Source organism: Pantoea sp. USMM079 (assembly GCF_037153115.1).
Lineage (GTDB): Bacteria > Pseudomonadota > Gammaproteobacteria > Enterobacterales > Enterobacteriaceae > Pantoea > Pantoea communis.
On sequence record NZ_JBBCKX010000003.1, the window covers coordinates 111110 to 132265 of the forward strand.

At 55.1% G+C, this 21156-nt stretch carries 18 protein-coding genes; 2 read left to right on the forward strand and 16 right to left on the reverse strand.

Annotated features, from left to right (window positions below; translation table 11 throughout):
- Positions 1-2: 2 nt before the first annotated feature.
- Positions 3-746, forward strand: a complete 744-nt coding sequence (zapD, locus tag WFP70_RS07125) for a cell division protein ZapD (protein WP_097118345.1) — start codon at positions 3-5, stop codon at positions 744-746.
- 7 nt (positions 747-753) lie between these two features.
- Positions 754-951, forward strand: a complete 198-nt coding sequence (gene yacG / locus WFP70_RS07130) for a DNA gyrase inhibitor YacG (protein ID WP_097118344.1) — start codon at positions 754-756, stop codon at positions 949-951.
- A gap of 29 nt (positions 952-980) precedes the next feature.
- Here the strand turns inward: yacG and mutT are convergent, their stop codons facing one another.
- The 16 genes from mutT to WFP70_RS07210 form a co-directional block, all read right to left on the reverse strand.
- Positions 981-1376, reverse strand: a complete 396-nt coding sequence (gene mutT / locus WFP70_RS07135) for an 8-oxo-dGTP diphosphatase MutT (protein ID WP_034829661.1) — start codon at positions 1374-1376, stop codon at positions 981-983.
- Between the two features lie 111 nt (positions 1377-1487).
- Positions 1488-4193, reverse strand: a complete 2706-nt coding sequence (gene secA / locus WFP70_RS07140; RefSeq protein ID WP_337023077.1) for a preprotein translocase subunit SecA — start codon at positions 4191-4193, stop codon at positions 1488-1490.
- 74 nt (positions 4194-4267) lie between these two features.
- Complete coding sequence (secM, locus tag WFP70_RS07145) at positions 4268-4768, reverse strand: secA translation cis-regulator SecM (protein ID WP_197080208.1); 501 nt, start codon at positions 4766-4768, stop codon at positions 4268-4270.
- Positions 4769-5091: 323 nt separating this feature from the next.
- A complete protein-coding gene (lpxC, locus tag WFP70_RS07150) occupies positions 5092-6009 on the reverse strand; it encodes a UDP-3-O-acyl-N-acetylglucosamine deacetylase (RefSeq protein WP_034829665.1) in 918 nt (305 codons plus the stop codon).
- A gap of 101 nt (positions 6010-6110) precedes the next feature.
- The gene (gene ftsZ / locus WFP70_RS07155; RefSeq protein WP_337023078.1) at positions 6111-7265 is read right to left on the reverse strand and encodes a cell division protein FtsZ; all 1155 of its coding nucleotides are present in this window, start codon (positions 7263-7265) and stop codon (positions 6111-6113) included.
- Between the two features lie 71 nt (positions 7266-7336).
- Positions 7337-8593: a cell division protein FtsA gene (gene ftsA / locus WFP70_RS07160; protein ID WP_013507861.1), complete on the reverse strand. Its 1257-nt coding sequence runs from the start codon at positions 8591-8593 to the stop codon at positions 7337-7339.
- The gene (gene ftsQ / locus WFP70_RS07165; RefSeq protein ID WP_045816937.1) at positions 8590-9429 is read right to left on the reverse strand and encodes a cell division protein FtsQ; all 840 of its coding nucleotides are present in this window, start codon (positions 9427-9429) and stop codon (positions 8590-8592) included. Before ftsQ ends, ftsA begins: the two co-directional genes overlap by 4 nt.
- A 1-nt stretch (position 9430) precedes the next feature.
- Positions 9431-10351, reverse strand: a complete 921-nt coding sequence (locus WFP70_RS07170) for a D-alanine--D-alanine ligase (RefSeq protein ID WP_337023079.1) — start codon at positions 10349-10351, stop codon at positions 9431-9433.
- On the reverse strand, positions 10344-11819 hold the full coding sequence (gene murC / locus WFP70_RS07175) for a UDP-N-acetylmuramate--L-alanine ligase (RefSeq protein ID WP_337023080.1): 1476 nt from the start codon (positions 11817-11819) through the stop codon (positions 10344-10346). The genes WFP70_RS07170 and murC overlap by 8 nt, the downstream gene beginning before the upstream one ends.
- 69 nt (positions 11820-11888) lie before the next feature.
- A complete protein-coding gene (gene murG, locus WFP70_RS07180) occupies positions 11889-12947 on the reverse strand; it encodes an undecaprenyldiphospho-muramoylpentapeptide beta-N-acetylglucosaminyltransferase (RefSeq protein WP_034829676.1) in 1059 nt (352 codons plus the stop codon).
- Positions 12944-14158, reverse strand: coding sequence for a cell division protein FtsW (ftsW, locus tag WFP70_RS07185; protein WP_283216228.1), 1215 nt, complete (start codon positions 14156-14158; stop codon positions 12944-12946). The genes murG and ftsW overlap by 4 nt, the downstream gene beginning before the upstream one ends.
- The gene (gene murD, locus WFP70_RS07190) at positions 14158-15474 is read right to left on the reverse strand and encodes a UDP-N-acetylmuramoyl-L-alanine--D-glutamate ligase (protein ID WP_337023081.1); all 1317 of its coding nucleotides are present in this window, start codon (positions 15472-15474) and stop codon (positions 14158-14160) included. The genes ftsW and murD overlap by 1 nt, the downstream gene beginning before the upstream one ends.
- A 2-nt stretch (positions 15475-15476) precedes the next feature.
- The gene (gene mraY / locus WFP70_RS07195) at positions 15477-16559 is read right to left on the reverse strand and encodes a phospho-N-acetylmuramoyl-pentapeptide-transferase (protein ID WP_034829683.1); all 1083 of its coding nucleotides are present in this window, start codon (positions 16557-16559) and stop codon (positions 15477-15479) included.
- Positions 16553-17914, reverse strand: coding sequence for a UDP-N-acetylmuramoyl-tripeptide--D-alanyl-D-alanine ligase (murF, locus tag WFP70_RS07200; RefSeq protein ID WP_337023082.1), 1362 nt, complete (start codon positions 17912-17914; stop codon positions 16553-16555). The genes mraY and murF overlap by 7 nt, the downstream gene beginning before the upstream one ends.
- Entirely contained in the window at positions 17911-19398 is a 1488-nt protein-coding gene (murE, locus tag WFP70_RS07205; RefSeq protein WP_337023083.1) for a UDP-N-acetylmuramoyl-L-alanyl-D-glutamate--2,6-diaminopimelate ligase, read from the reverse strand. The genes murF and murE overlap by 4 nt, the downstream gene beginning before the upstream one ends.
- Positions 19385-21151, reverse strand: coding sequence for a peptidoglycan glycosyltransferase FtsI (locus tag WFP70_RS07210; protein WP_058960906.1), 1767 nt, complete (start codon positions 21149-21151; stop codon positions 19385-19387). Before WFP70_RS07210 ends, murE begins: the two co-directional genes overlap by 14 nt.
- Positions 21152-21156: the final 5 nt, after the last annotated feature.

Consider the following 21156-nt stretch of genomic DNA (forward strand, 5'->3'; position numbering starts at 1 on the left):
TCATGAGTACAGTCGTTCTGTTTGAACACCCGCTGAATGAGAAGATGCGCACCTGGCTGCGCGTGGAGTCATTACTTAACCAACTGCATGAAACGGTGCCCGTGGTGAATTCCGTCTCTGCATTAGGGGTATTTCGCATCATTGGTGATCTGTTAGATATCTTTGAGCGCGGTGATATGCGTACCGAGTTATTGAAAGAGCTGGAGCGCCAGCAGCAGAAACTTCGCGCCTGGCTTGATGTGCCAGGTGTGGACGAGCACACCGTCAGTAGCCTGCGTGACCGATTGAAACAGCAATCCAGCGAGCTGAATGCGGCACCGCGTATGGGCCAGCAATTGCGCGAAGATCGGTTGATTGGATTGGTACGCCAGCGATTGAGCATTCCTGGTGGCTGCTGCAGTTTTGATTTGCCGAGCCTGCATATCTGGCTGCACCAGCAGCAGTCACAGCGTGATTTGCAGGTTAACGGCTGGCTGGCGTCACTGGTTCCTCTGCGCAATAGTCTGACCATGATCCTTGATCTGGTGCGTCAGTCAGGCGTATTTCGCCATCAAACCAGCCTGAACGGTTTTTATCAGGATAATGCCGAAGGTTCGGATTTGTTGCGCCTCCAGCTCACCCTCGAAGATGCGCTGTACCCGCAGGTTTCAGGCCATAAAAGCCGTTATGCCATTCGATTCCTGCCACTGGACAGCGAGCGTGGTGAAGTGCCAGCCCGATTGAATTTTGAATTAGCGTGTTGTTGAGGTTGTTATGCAGGAAGAGTTGATTACCGTACCTTGTCCCAACTGCGGTAAAGATGTGATGTGGGATGAGCTGAGTCCTTGGCGCCCGTTTTGCAGCAAGCGCTGCCAGCTGATTGATTTGGGCGAATGGGCCGCCGAAGAGAAGCGCATTCCCAGCGATAGCGATCTGACCGACAGCGATGACTGGAGCGAAGAACAGCATTAATAAGAGATAAGGGGCTTACGCCCCTTTGCTTAAATTTCGTCAGCGACCAGGCGAGCGATAAGTTCGTGGTTGGCAGGAGGAAACTCTTCCGCGACTAAATCACGCTGTTCCACCCAACGCTGTGGCTGCCCTTCACGGCCGTACGGCTCACCGTTCCAACCTTCCACCAGGAAGAAGTGCAATGTGACGCGCAGATCGTCATAGCTATGATCGGCCAAACCAATCGCCTTCGCGGCTGTCACCTCAATGCCGGTCTCTTCCATCAATTCGCGTTTTAACGCTTGTTCAGCGGTTTCATCCTGTTCAATTTTTCCGCCAGGAAACTCCCATTTATTCGCCATGTAGGAGCTCGCCGCACGCTGGGCAAGGAAGATCTGACGGCTGGCATTGCGAATGATGCCCACTGCGACTTGCAGGTGTTTCATAAGCTGAATTCCGCTTTTAATTAATGAGCGCTGATAGTAATGCAGTCGCCAGGCAATGTTAACTCTGTGGCGACGGCCAAAAGAAAAAGGAGCCCGAAGGCTCCTCGTTTATCAGGCCAGGCGGCCATGACACTGTTTGTATTTCTTACCGGAACCGCATGGGCACAAATCGTTGCGTCCTACTTTGCGCTCCCCACCCTGCGCAGCCAGCGCGGCGGCCGCAGCGGTTTCGTCATCAACATGGCTCAGCTGTTGTTGCTGTGCCAGACGCTCAGCCTCTTCACGGCGTTGCTGTTCCATCGCTTCGACCTCCTCCGGCATGCGCACCTGTACTTTGCTCAGGGTGCTGATCACCTCATACTTCAGTGACTCCAGCATCGCCGCGAACATTGAGAAGGACTCGCGCTTGTATTCCTGCTTCGGATCTTTCTGTGCATAACCGCGCAGATGGATGCCCTGACGCAGATAATCCATCGCCGCCAGATGCTCTTTCCACAGTGAATCCAGCGTTTGCAGCATCACGCCTTTTTCGAAGTTACGCATCATTTCAGCGCCAACCACTTCTTCTTTCGACGCATAGTTTTCATGCGCACGGCTCATGATACGTTCACGCAGCGTTTCTTCGTGCAGGTCCGGCTCTTTATCCAGCCATTCTGCAATCGGCAGATCCAGATCAAAATCGTTACGCAGGCGTTCTTCCAGACCAGGAACATCCCACATTTCTTCCAGCGACTGCGGCGGAATGTAGGTGTCGATGGTGGCTTTGAACACATCTTCACGGATGCTGTTGATGGTTTCAGACACATCAGACACGTCCAGCAGTTCATTACGCTGGCTGTAGATGGCGCGGCGCTGATCGTTGGCCACATCATCGTATTCCAGCAGCTGCTTACGGATGTCGAAGTTACGGCTTTCCACTTTACGCTGTGCATTGGCAATGGCTTTGGTGACCCATGGATGCTCAATCGCTTCGCCTGGTTTCATGCCCAGTTTACGCATCATGTGAGACACACGATCCGAGGCGAAGATACGCATCAATGCATCTTCCATCGACAGATAGAAGCGGGATGAACCGGCATCACCCTGACGACCCGCACGGCCGCGCAACTGGTTATCGATACGACGCGATTCGTGGCGTTCAGTACCAATGATGTGCAGACCGCCCGAAGCCAGAACTGCATCATGGCGCAGTTTCCAGGCTTCTTTGATGGCCTGAATCTGCGCTTCTGAAGGTTCATCCAGCGCTGCCACTTCGGCCTGCCAGCTGCCACCCAACACGATATCGGTACCACGACCTGCCATGTTGGTTGCGATGGTGACTGCAGCTGGTTGACCCGCCTGTGCCACGATATCCGCTTCGCTGGCGTGGAACTTGGCGTTCAGCACGCTGTGTTTGATACCCGCGCGCGTCAGTTCGTTAGAAACCACCTCTGATTTCTCAATCGAAATGGTACCGACCAGCACCGGCTGGCCTTTCGCAGTGCAAGTACGAATGTCTTCGATGATCGCGTCGATCTTCTCTTTCTCGGTCATATAGACCAGGTCAGCCATATCTTTACGCACCATCGGACGGTTAGTTGGCACCACGATGGTATCGAGTTTATAGATCGAGCTGAATTCAAACGCTTCGGTATCAGCAGTACCGGTCATACCGGCCAGTTTTTCGTAAATACGGAAGTAGTTCTGGAAGGTGATGGAAGCCAGCGTTTGGTTCTCGTTCTGGATTTCCACGCCTTCTTTGGCTTCAACAGCCTGATGCAAGCCATCAGACCAGCGACGACCCTGCATGGTACGGCCAGTGTGCTCATCAACGATGATCACTTCGCCATCTTTTACGATGTAATCGACATCGCGAGTAAACAGCGCATGCGCACGCAGTGCAGCCGTCACGTGGTGCATCAGCATGATGTTGGTTGGCGAGTAAAGTGACTCACCTTCTTCCATAATGCCCTGGCTCACCAGCAGCTCTTCAACTTTTACCAGACCACGCTCGCTCATGTGTGCCTGACGCGCTTTCTCATCGACCCAGAAGTCACCTTCACCCTGGAAGGTTTCTGAGTCTTCCTTCTCCTGGCGCACCAGGTGAGGAATGATTTTATTCACTTTGGTATACAGCTCAGAGCTATCTTCAGCAGGACCGGAGATGATTAACGGCGTACGCGCTTCATCGATCAGGATGGAGTCAACCTCATCCACCAACGCGTAGTGCAGTTTACGCTGTACACGCTCTTCCGGGCTGAATGCCATGTTGTCGCGCAGGTAGTCGAAGCCGTATTCGTTGTTAGTACCGTAGGTGATATCCGCCGCATAGGCAGCGCGTTTCGCCACCGCGGGCATGTTTGGCAGGTTGATACCGATAGACAGACCCAGGAACTCGAACAGTGCACGGTTGTTTTCGGCATCGCGCTGAGCCAGGTAATCGTTCACCGTGACCACGTGCACCCCTTTACCGCTCAATGCGTTCAGGTAAGCCGGCAGTGTTGCCGTCAGGGTTTTACCTTCACCGGTACGCATCTCGGCGATGCAACGCTCATTCAGCACCATGCCGCCAATCAGCTGTACATCGAAGTGGCGCATACCAAACACACGTTTACTGGCTTCACGCACCGTGGCAAAGGCTTCAGGAATCAGGCTTTCAAGGCTTTCACCTTTCTTCAGGCGTTCACGGAACAGGTCGGTCTTGGCTTTCAGTTCGTCATCCGAGAGCTTGACGAAATCCGGCTCCATCTTATTGATGACATCGACGATTTTGCGCATACGACGCAGGGTACGATCGTTACTGCTGCCAAAGACTTTGGTTAACAATTTGATTAACATGATAAATTTTTCTCAATTCAGCCGCATTCATGCGGACTGGAAAATCTAAAACAGGATGTGGAAAATCGTTACTGTTAAGCAATGGCAGGCCCGGCGCGGATGCCATGAATAGCAGCCTGCCAGTCAGCAGAAGTGTGAATTTGAGGTTCGCGATGACGCAGCGTTTCCTGCGGCTCTAATGCAATAGCGGGTTGAGCTGGCGATGTGAGTAGCGCCTGCAGCGAATCGATTAACGCCAGCTTTTGTGCCGCCAGCGGGACTGTATGACTCTCTTCCGCTTCTGCTGGTGGCGTCATGCTAAATGAGAGGTGGCGAATGACCGTGCGAATGGCATGCTGATGCCAGTAATCGACATTGAAATTTGGTCGACGCGCACTTTCCTGCAGACGGATTAAATGATCGAAATGAACAACATTGCCGACAAACAGGCTGCTGATGGGCGAGTCTGTCGCCGTGGACTCCGCACTTTGCGCACAGGCAGGCAAGCCCAAACTGGCCGCCACCATCCCTAACAAGAGATGAGGCCAGAAGTAGCGTCTGCCTAATTGTCGCCAGCGTGAGAAAATCCCGATCACAACCTATCCACAGTTAAATAAAGTAATGAAGCCGTTGCGGTTATCCGCGAACCTGCTCATATGAGCGCCAGATAATAGCACTTATGTGGGGCCAGGACACCAGTGATTAAAGGGCTTACGGGGGATTTCACGTTTATTTGTACAGGCTTTCGCCAGTGATAGCAGAGAATTGAGAGCGGTCTTGCAGGAATAAAAAACAGGCAATAAAAAACGGCAGCTTCCACTGACCGGAGAGGGTGTCAGGAAAACTGCCGTTTTTATGACTGACTTACGCCAGAACTAAATTTGGTGCTTTGAATGCCAGTGGCAGTTCAGCTTCGTCTTTACGCCAGAACTAAATTTGGTGCTTTGAATGCCAGTGGCAGTTCAGCTTCGTCTTCGAAGGTCGCCCATTCCCAGGCTTCCTGCTTCGCCAGCACCGCTTGCAGCAATTTGTTGTTTAACGCATGGCCTGATTTAAACGCAGAGAATGCGCCAATCACGTTGTGGCCACACATAAACAGATCGCCGATCGCGTCCAGCATTTTGTGACGAACGAACTCATCTTCAAAGCGCAGACCGTCTTCGTTGAGTACGCGGAAATCATCAAGACCAATCGCACAATCTAAGCTACCGCCCAGGCACAGGCCTTTAGACTGCAGATATTCGATTTCACGCATAAAACCAAAGGTGCGCGCACGACTGATTTGGCGAACGAACGCCTCAGCCGAGAAGTTTAACTGGTAACGCTGCGAGCTTGAGTCAATTGCCGGATGTTTGAAGTCGATAGTAAAGTCGAGTGAGAAACCGTTGTAAGGTTTGATCTCGGCCCACTTATCGCCATCTTCAACACGCACCGTCTGCTTAACGCGTACGAATTTCTTCGCACTGTTCAGCTCTTCGACGCCTGCATCCATCAGCAAGTAGACAAAAGGCGCGGCACTGCCATCCATAATTGGGATTTCGGGCGCATCGACTTCAACAATAATGTTGTCGATACCCAAGCCTGCCAATGCAGCATTCAGGTGTTCAACCGTCGATATACGCACGCCTTCATCATTCACCAGGCAGGTACTCAGCATGGTGTCGCGCACGTATTTTGCATCAGCCGGGAAATCAACCGGTGGATTCAAGTCAGTGCGACGATAGATGACCCCGGTATTAGCCGACGCAGGGCGTAAGGTCAGCGTGACTTTCTTGCCGGTATGTAAACCGACACCTGTCGCCTGAACAATACGTTTTAATGTCCTTTGTTTGATCATCGCATTATCTCGCAATATTACCCATCCGACCGCCAGTATAAATTACCAGCGGGCGAATACTTTAGCACAAAGAGCGGGGAATCCCAATTCTCAGGATATTCTTAGTCTGCCTGCTTACGCAGGAAGGCTGGAATATCAAGATAATCTGGCTCTTTATTGGACGATGCTGGCTGGTCGTTGACCACTTTCGCTGCCGGCTTCTGCTCCTGCGGCAACGGCGCCATGCCGTGCTGCTGGTAGCGATGATCCATCACTGGCTGCGAAGCCGATTTGTTGGTTACCAGCGTAATTTCTGGACGCTTGTCCATGCCAATACCGGTAGCAACGACGGTCACGCGCAGTTCGTCGTTCATCTCTGGGTCCAGAGAAGTACCGATGACCACGGTCGCGTTGTCAGAAGCGAAGGCGCGGATAGTGTTACCCACGGTTTCGAACTCATCCAGACGCAGGTCAAAGCCCGCCGTGATGTTGACCAGCACGCCGCGCGCACCAGACAGATCGATATCTTCCAGCAGTGGGCTGGAGATCGCCATTTCGGCTGCTTCTTCGGCACGGTCTTCACCGCACGCTACGCCGGAGCCCATCATGGCGTAACCCATTTCTGACATCACGGTACGCACGTCCGCGAAGTCAACGTTCATCAAGCCTGGGCGAGTAATCAGCTCGGCGATACCCTGCACCGCACCTTTCAGTACGTCGTTGGCTGCACCAAAGGCATCCAGCAGAGAGATACCGCGACCCAGCACTTTTAACAGCTTGTCGTTCGGGATGGTGATCAGTGAATCAACATGCTTAGACAGCTCAGCGATACCCTGTTCAGCAAAAGCCATACGCTTTTTGCCTTCGAAGTTGAAGGGCTTGGTCACCACCGCAACAGTCAGGATACCCAAATCTTTTGCTACTTCTGCCACGACTGGCGCTGCACCGGTACCGGTACCGCCGCCCATGCCTGCAGCGATAAACACCATGTCTGCCCCTTCCAGCGCAGAACGCAGTGCTTCACGATCTTCCTCAGCTGAGGTACGACCCACTTCCGGGTTTGCACCCGCACCGAGACCCTTGGTGATACCGGTCCCGATCTGGATCGTCTGGCCAACCGCTGTCTTACGCAACGCTTGCGCGTCGGTGTTTACAGCGAAGAATTCTACACCTTCGATACGCTCGCGTACCATGTGCTCTACGGCGTTGCCACCGCCGCCGCCGACGCCGATGACTTTAATCACCGCGTCATTGGTTAATTCCATAGGTTCAAACATGATTTCTCTCCGTTATGTGCCTGTCGCCTGGAGATCATAAACATTGCCTGCATGATCTCCTTTTTCAAAAATTAAAACTCTTTCTTCAGCCAGCTATTGATACGTTTAAACCAGTTGCCCACTGAAGCACGTTTTTCCGTTTCTGCATCACCGTTCATGTGTGACTCTTTGCCGTAATGCAGCAGACCGACTGCAGTTGAGTAATACGGCTCCTGCGCATAATCCGTCAGGCCGGTGATGTTAAGTGGCTGACCAATACGCACCTGCGTATGAAATACACGCTGGGCGCAAGCGGCCAAACCTTCAATCTGTGCTGCGCCACCGGTCAGCACGATGCCTGCTGCCAGGTGGTGTTTCACGCCCTGCTGGCGCAGTTGCTCCTGCAGTTGCAGAATCTCGTCATTCACCAGATTCAGCAATTCGGTGTAACGCGGCTCAATCACTTCTGCCAGCGTTTGGCGTTGCAGACTGCGCGGTGGACGTCCACCGACGCTCGGCACTTCGACGTTTTCATCTTTGCCAACAATCGAACCCAACGCACAACCATGGCGTACTTTGATCGCTTCCGCATCGGTTGGCGGTGTGCCGAAGGCATAGGCGATATCACTGGTCACCACATTCCCTGCATAAGGGATCACTTTGGTGTGACGCAGTGCGCCGCCGGTGTAAACCGCGATATCCATTGTACCGCCACCGATGTCAACAACACAGACGCCCAGCTCACGTTCATCTTCAGTCAGAACCGAGAAACTGGATGCCAGTCCGGCAAAAATCAGTTGGTCAACTTTCAGGCCGCAACGTTCAACGGCTTTAACAATATTTTTCGCCATATCATTGTGGCAGGTGATCAAGTGCACTTTCGCCTGCATACGCACGCCGGAAAGTCCCACCGGATTCTTGATGCCTTCCTGATAATCAATGGCATATTCCTGAGGAATAACATGCAGGATACGATGTTCATCGCGTACGCGTACGGATTTCGCCGTATGTACCACGTTCTCTACATCATCCTGAGTCACTTCCTCTTCCGAAATCGGAACCATCCCGATTTCGTTCTGACAACTGATATGTTTGCCCGATAAAGCAAGGTAAACCGACGAAATCTGGCAATCAGCCATCAGTTCAGCCTGGTCGATGGCGCGTTGAACGCATTTCACCACCGACTCAAGGTCATTTACGCCGCCTTTATCCATACCACGAGACGGGCAGCTGCCCACCCCAATAATGTTGACCATACCATCAGGCAGAATTTCCCCAACCAGGGCGGCAACCTTTGCGGTGCCGATTTCAAGTCCTACTACCAGTTTTCTGTCCGTTGCCTTGATCATTGTGGTTTAGCCTGTGCCTGGTTTTGTTGCTGATTACTGTCCTGTGGCTCCAGCGGGGCCGCTGCCCAGCCTACTGCGGCACCGGAGTCGTAGCGCAAATCGACATAGGTAATGCGCTTGTTCTGACTCTGGCCCTGCTGCAGCAGCTCCGGATAGAGCTCAATAAAACGGTTCAGACGCTTCATGGTGTCGCTGCGTCCCAGTTCGATGCGCACATCGTCGCTGGTCACTAACTGCCATGAGCGCCGCGCCGTCATCGACGCGACCTTCAGGGTAAACTTGCCGGCTTTGAGCACATCACTCATGGTGTGATAGCCCGCCAACACCTCTGTTTCACTGCCTTCCGGGCCATATAACATCGGCAATGTTTCTTTACCGATATGACTGGCCGGGACGCTGAAGGAGACGCCATCGGCGTCTACCATGTGTGAGTCATTCCAGCGTGCCACCGGAACATACTCCACCAGGTTAATCTTCAGCTCATCAGGCCACTGCTTACGCACACTGACCTGTTTAATCCAGGGTAAACGCTCAATCTGTTGCTGGATGATGTCCACGTTTTGCGACATAAACGTGCCAGGTGCACCGAGCGACAAAATGGCCTGGCGAATGTCATCATGCGTGGTGTAATGCGTTTCCCCGGTCACCACCAGCTTCGACAGCGGTAAACGCGACGCATCATTCATCCACTTCAGCACCACCAGCCCACCGGCAGCCATGATGCCCAACACAATCAGCAGGAATACGACGCCAAACAGTCGGGCACCGTTGCTACGCCCGGTGCGCGCACGCTCCTGGGGTTCGCGATTTCGTACACGTATCGCCGCCTGAGACATATCAGTCAGCCAGTTCCAGAATACGCGCCACCAGCTGCGGGAAACTGTATCCTGCCTGCTTCGCGGCCATCGGCACCAGACTGTGGCTGGTCATGCCCGGTGAGGTATTCACTTCCAGCAACTGGAATTTCCCCTCGCCATCTGTCATTACATCGACGCGTCCCCAGCCGCTGCAACCCAGTGCACGCCAGGCTGCCCATACCAGCGTCTTCAATTCTGCTTCCTGCTCTGCACTCAAACCACTTGGACAGAAGTATTCAGTATCGTCAGAAATGTATTTAGCTTCATAGTCATAGAACACGCTGGCGGTTTTAATTCTGATTGAAGGCAGAATTTCATCACCCAGGATGCCAACGGTATATTCCGCACCACTCAGGAATGCCTCAACTAGCACGTCATTATCGTGGCGAAACGCTTCATCCAGCGCTGTAGGCAAGGCTTCTAACGTGTTCACACGGCTGATGCCGACACTAGAACCCTCACAGCTTGGCTTCACAAACAGCGGCAGCCCGAGCGCATCAATGGCAGCCTGCGTTTGTGCATCTAAACCCTGCTCCTGCTGCTGACGCGTTAACCAGACGAATTTGCCTGAAGGCAGTCCCCTGCCCTGCCACAGCAATTTGCTGCGCAGTTTATCCATGGTGATCGCCGAAGCCATCACGCCGCTGCCGGTATAGGGCAACTGGAGGAACTCCAGCACCGCCTGCAGCGTGCCATCTTCACCGCCGCGACCGTGCAGAGCGATAAAGGTTTTATCAAAGCCCTGCGCTTTGAGGTCCAGCACTGACACATCACGGGTATCCACGCCGTGTGCATCAATGCCCATCTCACGCAGACCAGCTAACACCGCACTGCCCGACATCAGCGACACTTCACGCTCTGCCGAGGTTCCGCCCATCAGGACGGCGACTTTCTCAGCCATGACGCGCCTCCGTTTTCGCAGCTGGCTGCAACGCAAGCTCAGCCAGTTTGCGGGCGATCTTGCCGATATTGCCGGCGCCCTGCACGATGACCAGATCGTCACCTGACAACAACGGGGCCAGCGCTTCCGGCAACGCATCGTGCTCAGAGACCAGAATCGGGTCAACCTTGCCACGATTGCGAATCGCGCGGCACAGTGAACGGCTATCTGCGCCTGGAATCGGCGCTTCACCGGCCGGATAAACATCCAGCATCAGCAATACATCAACCTGTGACAGCACGTTAGCGAAGTCATCGAACAGATCACGAGTTCGCGTGTAACGATGCGGCTGGAATACCATCACCAGTTTTTTCTCTGGCCAGCCGGCACGCGCGGCTTTAATGGTGACATCCACTTCCGTTGGGTGATGACCGTAATCATCCACCAGCATTGCGCTGCCTGGATTGCCATTGACCGCTGCGGTATCAAATTCGCCCAGCACATCAAAGCGGCGCCCGGTGCCCTGGAAGCTCTCCAGTGCCGCCAGAATCGCGTTATCTTCAATGCCTTCTTCCGTCGCCACTGCAACCGCAGCAGCAGCATTTAAGGCATTGTGACGGCCCGGCGCATTCAGGGTCACTTTCAGCACCGGCTTGTCCTGACGAATCAGGGTAAAGTGCCCCTGCGCGCCACGTTGTTCATAGTTTTCGATACGCACATCGGCGTCATCACTGAAGCCGTAAGTGGTGACCTGACGGCCCACGCGTGGGATCAAATCGCGGATCACCACATCATCTACGCACATCACCGCACGTCCGTAGAACGGCAGATTATGCAGGAAATTGATGAACGTCTGCTTCAGGTTCTCGAAATCGCCCTGATAGGTATCCATATGATCCGCTTCGATATTGGTGACAATCGCCACCATCGGCTGCAGATGCAGGAACGACGCGTCACTCTCATCGGCTTCCGCAATCAGGTAACGGCTGGTGCCCAAACGAGCATGTGTGCCCGCTGCTTTCACCAGGCCGCCATTGACGAAAGTCGGGTCTAAGCCACCTTCGGCATAAATACTGGTAACCATCGCTGTGGTGGTGGTTTTGCCGTGCGTACCGGCAACCGCGATGCCATGACGGAAGCGCATCAGCTCAGCCAGCATCTCTGCACGGCGAATCACCGGGATACGCTGCTCGCGTGCCGCGACCAGCTCCGGATTGTCCTGAGCCACCGCAGTCGACACCACCACCACGCTCGCATCCGTCACGTTTTCCGGGCGATGGTTGAAATAAATGGTCGCACCCAATGAGGCCAGATGCTGGGTCACCGGGTTAGGCGCCAGATCCGACCCGCTGATGTGATAACCTTCGTTCGCCAACACCTCGGCAATACCGCCCATGCCAGCACCACCGATGCCGACAAAGTGAATGTGCCGGACGCGACGCATCTCGGGCACAATGGAACGCAGTTTTGCCAATTGTTGTGTATTCATCTGTCTCAATTACCTGTTGATCTCATTCGTACCTGCATTCAGGTACAGCCGGTCAAACCGACCTATTAATTACTTCGCGACGCGTGCCACTTCCTGCGCAACCCGATCGGTTGCATCAGGAATCGCTACCTGACGGGCTTTCTCAGCCATCGCCAGCAGCGTGGCGCGATCCCAATGGCGCAACGTGTCCGCTACTGCAGTCGCGGTAAATTGCGGCTGCTCGAAAATTTTGGCTGCGCCCGCTTGCTCCAGCGGCAACGCATTCCAGTACTGCTGACGGTCTTTGTGCTGAAACGGCACGAAGATCGCCGGTAAACCTGCGGCGGCCACTTCGCTCACCGTCAATGCGCCCGAACGACACACCACTACATCCGCCCAGGCATAGGCTTCCGCCATATCATCGATAAACTCGGTGACCTTGTGCTGCGGCTGTCCGGCATCGCGATACGCCTGTTGCACCGTCTCCAGCGCGCCTTTGCCGCTTTGATGCCAAATCGTGATGGCATCACCCAGTTCTGCGGCCACCTGCGGCACCGTCTGATTCAGAATGCGTGCGCCCTGGCTTCCGCCGACCACCAGCACACGAATCGCACCGCTGCGTCCACTCAGGCGATCAGCAGGCAGCGGCAGGGCCAACACATCGGTACGCACGGGATTGCCAACCACATCGGCTTTCGGGAATGCACCCGGAAACGCCTGCATCACTTTGGTGGCAATTTTCGCCAGCCACTTGTTGGTCAGCCCGGCAATGCCGTTCTGCTCATGCAGCACCACAGGAATACCGCAACTCCACGCGGCTAATCCACCTGGACCGGAAACGTATCCGCCCATGCCGAGCACCACGTCCGGCTGCCAGCGCTTCATGATGCGACGCGCCTGGCGCCATGCATTGAAGATGCGTACCGGTGCCAGTAACTGCGCCTTAACACCTTTGCCGCGCAAACCGCTAATACGGATAAATTCAATTTCGATGCCATGTTTCGGCACCAAATCCGCTTCCATTCGGTCAGCGGTTCCGAGCCAGCGCACCTGCCAGCCCTGTTCGATCAGATGGTGTGCCACCGCCAGACCAGGGAACACATGTCCGCCGGTTCCGCCGGCCATCACCATCAGCCGCTTGCTACTCATCGAGCACCTCGGGTAAACGCCTGCGCTTTTGCCAGACGCGTTTCATAATCAATGCGCAATAAAAACACGATGGCGGTCGACATGATGATCAGACTTGAGCCACCGTAACTGATCAGTGGCAATGTCAGACCTTTGGTCGGCAGCATACCTGCAGCCGCACCGACGTTAACCAGCGCCTGGAAACTAAACCACACGCCAATTGAGCAAGCGAGGAAGCCAGAAAAGCGCTGATCGATCTCCAGAGCACGGCGACCAATCGACATCGCGCGAAAAGCGACGAAGAATACCATTAACAGCGCCAAAACCACACCGACATAACCCAACTCTTCACCAATGATGGAGAAGATAAAGTCGGTGTGTGCCTCCGGCAGATACTCGAGTTTTTGCACCGAGTTGCCGAGGCCCTGGCCCCAGAATTCACCACGACCGAAGGCCATCAGCGACTGGGTCAGCTGGTAGCCGCTGCCAAACGGATCTTCCCATGGGTTCCAGAAAGAGGTCACACGGCGCATACGATAGGGTTCAGCGATAATCAGCAGCACCACGGCAAAAATACCGGAGCCGATGATCGCCAGGAACTGCCACATTTTGGCACCCGCGAGGAACAGCATCGCTAGCGTCGTCACAAACAGCACAACTACAGTTCCGAGATCCGGTTGCGCCAGCAGTAACACGGCCAACACCACCATCACGCCCATCGGCTTACAAAAGCCCCAGAAGTTGTTGCGTACCTCTTCCACTTTGCGCACCAGATAGCTGGCGAGATAGCAAAACAGGGAAAGCTTGGACAATTCGGCCGGCTGAATACGCAGTGGGCCGAGGGCAATCCAGCGCGATGCACCGTTAACCGAACTACCCACCACCAGGACGATCAGCAGCATTGCCACAGACGCCATCAGCATCACGTTGCTGTAGCGCTGCCAGAAATCCATTGGGACGCGCAATGTCACCAGCGCCATGCCTACCGCCAGGGCAATATAGAAAGCGTCGCGTTTAGCGAAGTAGAACGGGTCTTCGTTGAGACGCTGGCCGACCGGCATCGACGCTGAAGTCACCATCACAAAGCCGATAATCGCCAAACCAAAGGTCAGCCACAGCAGCGTACGATCATACAGCACCACTGGCGCATCATCATTTTCACGGCCGCCCATCACCCAATCGCGTAAACGCACGGAGAGGAAGCTGGCAATACCGACACCTGGAATGCGCATCAGCTCAACTCCTTCGCCAGCTGCGCGAAAATATCACCGCGCTGTTCAAAATTACGGAACTGATCGAGGCTGGCGCAGGCCGGTGACAGCAGCACCATATCGCCCGCCTTCGCCTGAGGTGCAATCTGCTCCATGGCCTGCTGCATCGTCTCTGTGCGCGTGGCGACCTCCGGGCGCAACGCCGCGAGCGCATCGCCGTCACGACCAAAGCAGTAGATGCGAACATTGTCGCCCTGCAAAAAGCGCGTCAGTGCACTGAAGTCAGCGGATTTGCCATCGCCGCCCATCAACAGCCACAAGGTGCCTTTCACCTGCAAACCATTGAGTGCCGCTTCAGTACTGCCGACATTGGTGGCTTTGGAGTCATTAATCCAGCGCACGCCATTGGCTTCATGCACCAGTTGGAAACGGTGCGCCAGGCCAGTGAAAGTCGTTAACGCTTTCAGACTGGAAGCGCGCGGGATATTCACCGCATCTGCCAGTGCCAGGGCCGCCAGGGCATTGGTGTAGTTATGCTGCCCCACCAACGTCATTTCGTCTGTGTTTAATACCCTTTCACCCTGCGCCCGCAGCCAGGTGTTGCCCTGCTGCTGGGTCAGGTGGTAATCACCGAGATTAATGCCAAAACTGACACAACGTGCATCAACACCGCGAACCGGCATGGTCATACCATCATCGGCATTGACCACACAGACGCGGGCGTTTTCATAAATGCGCAATTTCGCCGCACGATACTGCTGCATGCCCAACGGATAGCGATCCATATGATCTTCCGTTACGTTGAGAATGGTGGCAGCCGCTGCTTGCAGACTGTAGGTGGTTTCAAGTTGGAAGCTGGAAAGTTCCAGCACATACAACTGTGCCGGAGATTTCAGCAGGGTTAGCGCCGGTAAACCGATGTTGCCACCCACGCCAACCTGCCAACCTGCTGCACGGGCCATTTCACCCACCAGGGTGGTGACAGTGCTTTTACCGTTCGAGCCGGTGATCGCGACAATCGGCGCCTGAGCTTCACGGCAGAACAGTTCGATATCACCGACGATTTCGATACCGGCATCCGCGGCTTCACTTAATGCAGGATGAGCAAGCGCGATGCCTGGGCTGGCAACGATCAAGTCCGACGCCAGCAACCAGTCACTGTTGATACCGCCTACATAGCGTTCAACCGCCTCAGGCAACTTGTCGAGGCCAGGCGGAGACACACGGGTATCCATCACGCGAGGCGTCACGCCCTGCGCGAGGAAGAAATCAACACAGGACAGGCCAGTGATGCCGAGTCCAATGATGACGACTTTTCTGCCCCGATAGTCAGCCATGATTAACGTACCTTCAGCGTTGCCAGGCCAATCAGCACCAGCATCAGTGAAATAATCCAGAAGCGCACGATGACACGCGGCTCCGGCCAGCCCTTCAATTCATAGTGATGGTGAATCGGCGCCATGCGGAAAATGCGTTGGCCGCGCAGCTTGAACGATCCCACCTGCAGAATCACCGACAGCGTTTCAACCACAAACACGCCGCCCATGATCACCAGCAAAAACTCCTGACGCAGCAGCACGGCGATAGTGCCTAACGCACCACCCAGTGCCAGTGAACCCACATCGCCCATAAAGACCTGAGCCGGGTAGGTGTTGAACCACAGGAAGCCAAGACCGGCACCGACAATCGCGGTACAGACAATCACCAACTCACCCGCATGGCGCAGATACGGAATATGCAGATATTCCGCAAACTTCACGTTACCGGTCGCCCATGCCACCAGAGCAAAGCCTGCTGCCACGAAGACGGTTGGCATAATCGCCAGGCCATCCAGACCATCAGTCAGGTTGACCGCATTACCGGTGCCGACAATCACAAAGTAAGCCAGCAGCACATAAAACAATCCCAGCTGCGGCATGATGTCTTTAAAGAACGGCACCACCAACTGAGTGGCCGGTGTGCCTTTGCCCGCAGCGTAAAGCGCAAAAGCCACGCCCAGGGAGATCACCGACATCCAGAAGTATTTCCAGCGGGCAATCAGGCCTTTGGTGTCTTTGCGTACCACTTTGCGATAGTCATCGACGAAACCGATAATGCCGAAACCAATCAGCACCGCCAGCACGCACCACACATAAGGGTTGGATGGATACGCCCACATCAACACCGAGACGGTGATGGAGGTGAGGATCATGATGCCGCCCATGGTTGGCGTACCGCGCTTACTGAAGTGCGATTCCGGACCGTCGTTACGCACCACCTGGCCAATCTGCAGCTTCTGCAGCCAGGCGATCAGGCGCGGGCCCATCCAGAGTGATAGGAACAGAGCGGTCAGCAGGCTGACAATGGCGCGAAACGTCAAATACGAGAAGACGTTAAAGCCGGAATAAAGTGCGACCAAATGTTCGGCCAGCCAGACTAGCATGTTCCTTTCTCCTGTAAGCTCTCGACGACCTGCTCCATGGCGGCGCTACGTGAGCCTTTAACCAAAATAGTGATGTCCTGATGTTGGGACAGCAATGCGCGTAAACGTATAGTCAGCTCGGCTTTGGTGGCGAAATGCTCGCCTTTACCGCTGCTTTCACCGATCAACCGACTCAAAGTGCCGGTACTCAGAACACAATCAATACCTGCTGCCCTGGCGGCATCACCCACCTGCTGATGGCAAGCTTCGGCTTCATCGCCGAGTTCCGCCATATCGCCCACCACCATCACGCGGTAGCCCGGCATATCGCCCAGCACCTGTGCGGCTGCTGTCATCGAACCGACGTTGGCGTTATAGCTGTCATCCAGCAGCAGTTGATTGTCTGCCAGACGAATCGGGAACAGACGCCCCGGTACGGGCTGCAGCGTTTTCAAACCGGTTTGGATGGCGCTCAGCGGGGCATCAACGGACAGTGCCAGCGCAGCAGCAGCAAGCGCGTTCGCGATGTTGTGGCGACCTGGCAGCGGCAGCGCAACAGCAATGTCTCCGCGCGGCGTATGTAAGGTAAACAGCGTGGCGTCGGCGCGCAGCACGATCTCGCTGGCGCGGAATTCTGCATCCGCCATCGGCTGTGGCGAGAAGCGCCACAGGGTCTTATCGACAAACTGCGACTGCCAGTTAGCGAGGTCGTTGCTGTCAGCATTGACGATGGCGGTGCCGTGTACTGGCAATCCACCAAAAATTTCGCCTTTGGCTTTCGCTACACCGGCCAGTGAACCAAAGCCTTCCAGATGCGCTGCAGCGAGATTATTCACCAGCGCCGTTTCAGGACGCACTAAATCGGTGGTGTAAGCAATCTCGCCCTGATGATTGGCACCCAGCTCAATCACCGCGAACTCGTGTTCTGGGGTCAGACGCAGCAACGTCATCGGCACGCCGAAGTCGTTGTTCAGGTTGCCAGCGGTATAGAGGGTTTCACCACACTGGCGCAAAATGGCAGCGGTCATCTCTTTGACGGAGGTTTTACCGGATGAACCGGTCAGGGCTACCACGCGCGCCTTCGATTGCTGACGCACCCAGGCGCCGAGCTGACCAAAGGCGATGCGCGTATCAGCGACCACCACTTGCGGCAAATCTAAAGGCAAGTGCTTACTCACCAGCAGCGCTTTGGCACCCTGGGCAATAGCATCCTGAGCAAAGTCATGCGCATCAAAACGCTCACCGACCAGTGCGACAAACAGGCTGCCATCAGCCACTTTACGCGTGTCGCTGGTCACATCATTCAGCGTCAAATCAGCGCCGTGCAGTTGACCACCACTGATTTCAGCCAGTGTTTTCAAAGAAACCGGGATCATGCCATCACCCCCAGTAAACGGGCGACGGTGTCGCGATCGGAGTAGTCCAAACGACGGTTACCAATGATTTGATAATCTTCATGGCCTTTACCAGCCACCAGCACAATGTCATCGACATTGGCCTGCATCACGGCGTTAGTGACCGCTTGCGCACGTCCCGCGACCACGCGGGCGCGACCGGGATCAAGCAAGCCAGTCAGAATGTCATTCACAATCGCGGCAGGTTCTTCGCTGCGCGGATTGTCATCGGTGATGACCACGATGTCAGAGAACTGTTCGGCAATCGCGCCCATCAACGGACGTTTGCCTTTGTCACGATCGCCGCCGCAGCCAAACACGCACCACAGTTTGCCTTTACAGTGCAGACGGGCAGCTTCCAACGCTTTTTCCAGCGCATCGGGGGTGTGAGCATAATCCACCACCACCGTGGGTTTTTCTGGTGCCGTGAACACTTCCATACGGCCACATACCGGTTGCAGCTGTGCAGCGCTTGATACCAGCGCCTCCAGCGGATAATCGAGCGTCAGCAAGGTGGCCAGTGCCAGCAGCAGATTGCTGACATTGAATGCGCCCATCAGACGGCTATCAAATTCCCCGTCGCCCCAGCTGGAGCTGAACTGGATATGCGCACCGCCATCGTGATAATTCACCGCTGTGGCTTTCAGCCAGCGCCCACGACAGCCAGGCTGCAAGTTGTCAGCCATGGTGACGGCAACGGCATCCGGCAGTTTCTCCAGCCAGCGGCGTCCGACCTCGTCATCAGCGTTGATAATGGCTTCGCCAACCTGATGTTCAGAGAACAGCAGCCATTTGGCGGCTTCGTAACCCTGCATATCACCGTGATAATCCAGATGATCGCGGCTCAGATTCGTGAACACCGCAGCCGCGAAGGGCAATGCCGCCACGCGATGCTGCACCAGACCGTGAGAAGACACTTCCATCGCAGCCAGCGTGGCACCCTGCTCCACCAGATCATTCAATACATGTTGAACATCTACCGCGGAACCGGTGGTGTTTTCGGTGGCCACCAATTGGCCATATAAGCCATTACCCACCGTGCCCATTACGGCACCGGTTTCACCCAGCAGATTGGCCCACTGCGCCATCAACTGCGTGGTGGTGGTTTTTCCGTTGGTGCCGGTGACACCGATTAATTTAAGTTTTTCAGCAGGCTGCTGATAAAAGCGCCCGGCCAGTGCAGAGAGACGCTGCTGCAACTGCGCCAGGTAGATAACCGGGACGCCGTGCATCTCGCGGATATCTCCATCGCTGGCTTCACCCTCGGCTTCGGCAATCACTGCCGCCACGCCTTGAGCAATAGCCTGCGGAATAAAACGACGTCCATCAGCATGATGGCCCGCCACGGCGATAAACAGATCGCCAGCAGCCGCTGAGCGGCTGTCTAGTGTCATGTCACGGAGTGGACGCGCCGGCGCACCCGGCACCCACGGGGCCAGTAAATCGCGCAGGTTACGATCGGTCACTTGATTCCTCACTTCTGTTCTTCACCAACTCGTCTTTATCAATTGTCGGCAGCGCATCCGGTTCAATGTTCATGGTGCGTAATACACCGCCCATGATGGCGCCAAACACCGGTGCAGAAACCGCACCACCATAATATTTACCGGCCTGGGGATCGTTGATCACCACCACCAGCGCAAAACGAGGGCGACTGGCAGGTGCAACACCTGCCGTGTAAGCAATGTATTTATTGACGTAGCGTCCATCCGGTCCCACTTTTTTCGCAGTGCCGGTTTTAATCGCGATGCGATAACCCTTGATGGCGGCTTTAACCCCACCGCCGCCAGGCAGCGCAACGCTCTCCATCATATGCATCACCGTTTTCACCAGGTCTTCCTGGAAAACGCGTTCACCCGCCACTGGCGGGTCAACTTTGGTGATCGACAGCGGGCGGTTGATGCCGTAGCTGCCAATGGTTGCGTAGACTCGCGCTAACTGTAACGGTGTTACCATTAGCCCGTAGCCGAAAGAGAAGGTGGCCCTCTCTATGTCAGACCACCGTTGTTTTTGAGGGTATAAGCCACTACTTTCCCCGACCAGCCCCAAATTGGTCGGTTTACCCAGTCCAAAGCGCGCGTAAGTATCTACGAGTGCTGAGGAGGGCATCGCTAACGCCAAACGTGAAACCCCGACGTTACTCGACTTCTGTAAAACCCCGGTAAGGGTCAATTCGTTGTAGCGTGCCACGTCCTTGATCTCATGACCATTGACGCGGTACGGCACGGTATTCAGTACGCTGTTCTCTTTCACCACGCCACGCTGCAGCGCGGTCATCACCACCATCGGTTTGACGGTGGAGCCTGGCTCGAAGATGTCGGTAATGGCACGGTTGCGCATCACATCTTTCGGCGTGTTGGAGAGATTGTTTGGGTTGTAAGCCGGGCTGTTGGCCATTGCCAGCACTTCACCGGTGTTCACATCCACCAGCACGGCAGTGCCCGACTCCGCTTTGTTGAAGGCCACGGCATTGTTCAACTCGCGGTACACCAGCGCCTGCAAGCGTTCGTCGATGCTGAGCGTCAGGTTGTGCGCCGCGCGGCTGTCTACAGAGGAGATATCTTCAATCACGCGACCGTAGCGGTCTTTACGCACCGTACGCTCGCCTGGCGCGCCGGTCAGCCACTTGTCGAAGCTCTTTTCGATGCCCTCAATGCCCTGACCGTCAATGTTGGTAAAGCCGATCAGATGTGCAGTGACCTGACCGGCTGGATAGTAACGACGCGACTCTTCACGCAGGTAAATGCCGGGCAGCTTGAGTTTTTTGACGTATTCGCCAATCGCTGGATTCACCTGACGCGCCAGATAGATAAAGCGCCCTTTGGGATTGGCATTCACGCGCGCGGCGAGTTGATCGAGTGGGATGGACAGCGCATCTGAAAGGGCTTTCCAGCGGCTGTCGAGTGACACACCGCCATGTTCCATCAGCTCTTTAGGATCGGCCCAGATGGCATTCACCGGCACGCTAACGGCCAATGGACGGCCAGCACGATCGCTGATCATGCCACGTGCAGTGGGAACAGATTGAACACGCAGCGAACGCAAATCCCCTTCTTTGACCAGCTTATCCGGGCTAATGACCTGTAACCACGCCACGCGTGACAGCAATCCGCCCAAAGCCAGTAAAATACAGCCGCACAGCAACGCAAAACGCCAGCTTATAAAGCTGGCCTTATCTTCCTGTTTTTTTAACTTCAGCGTTTTGCCTGCGCCGCTCATTGAGG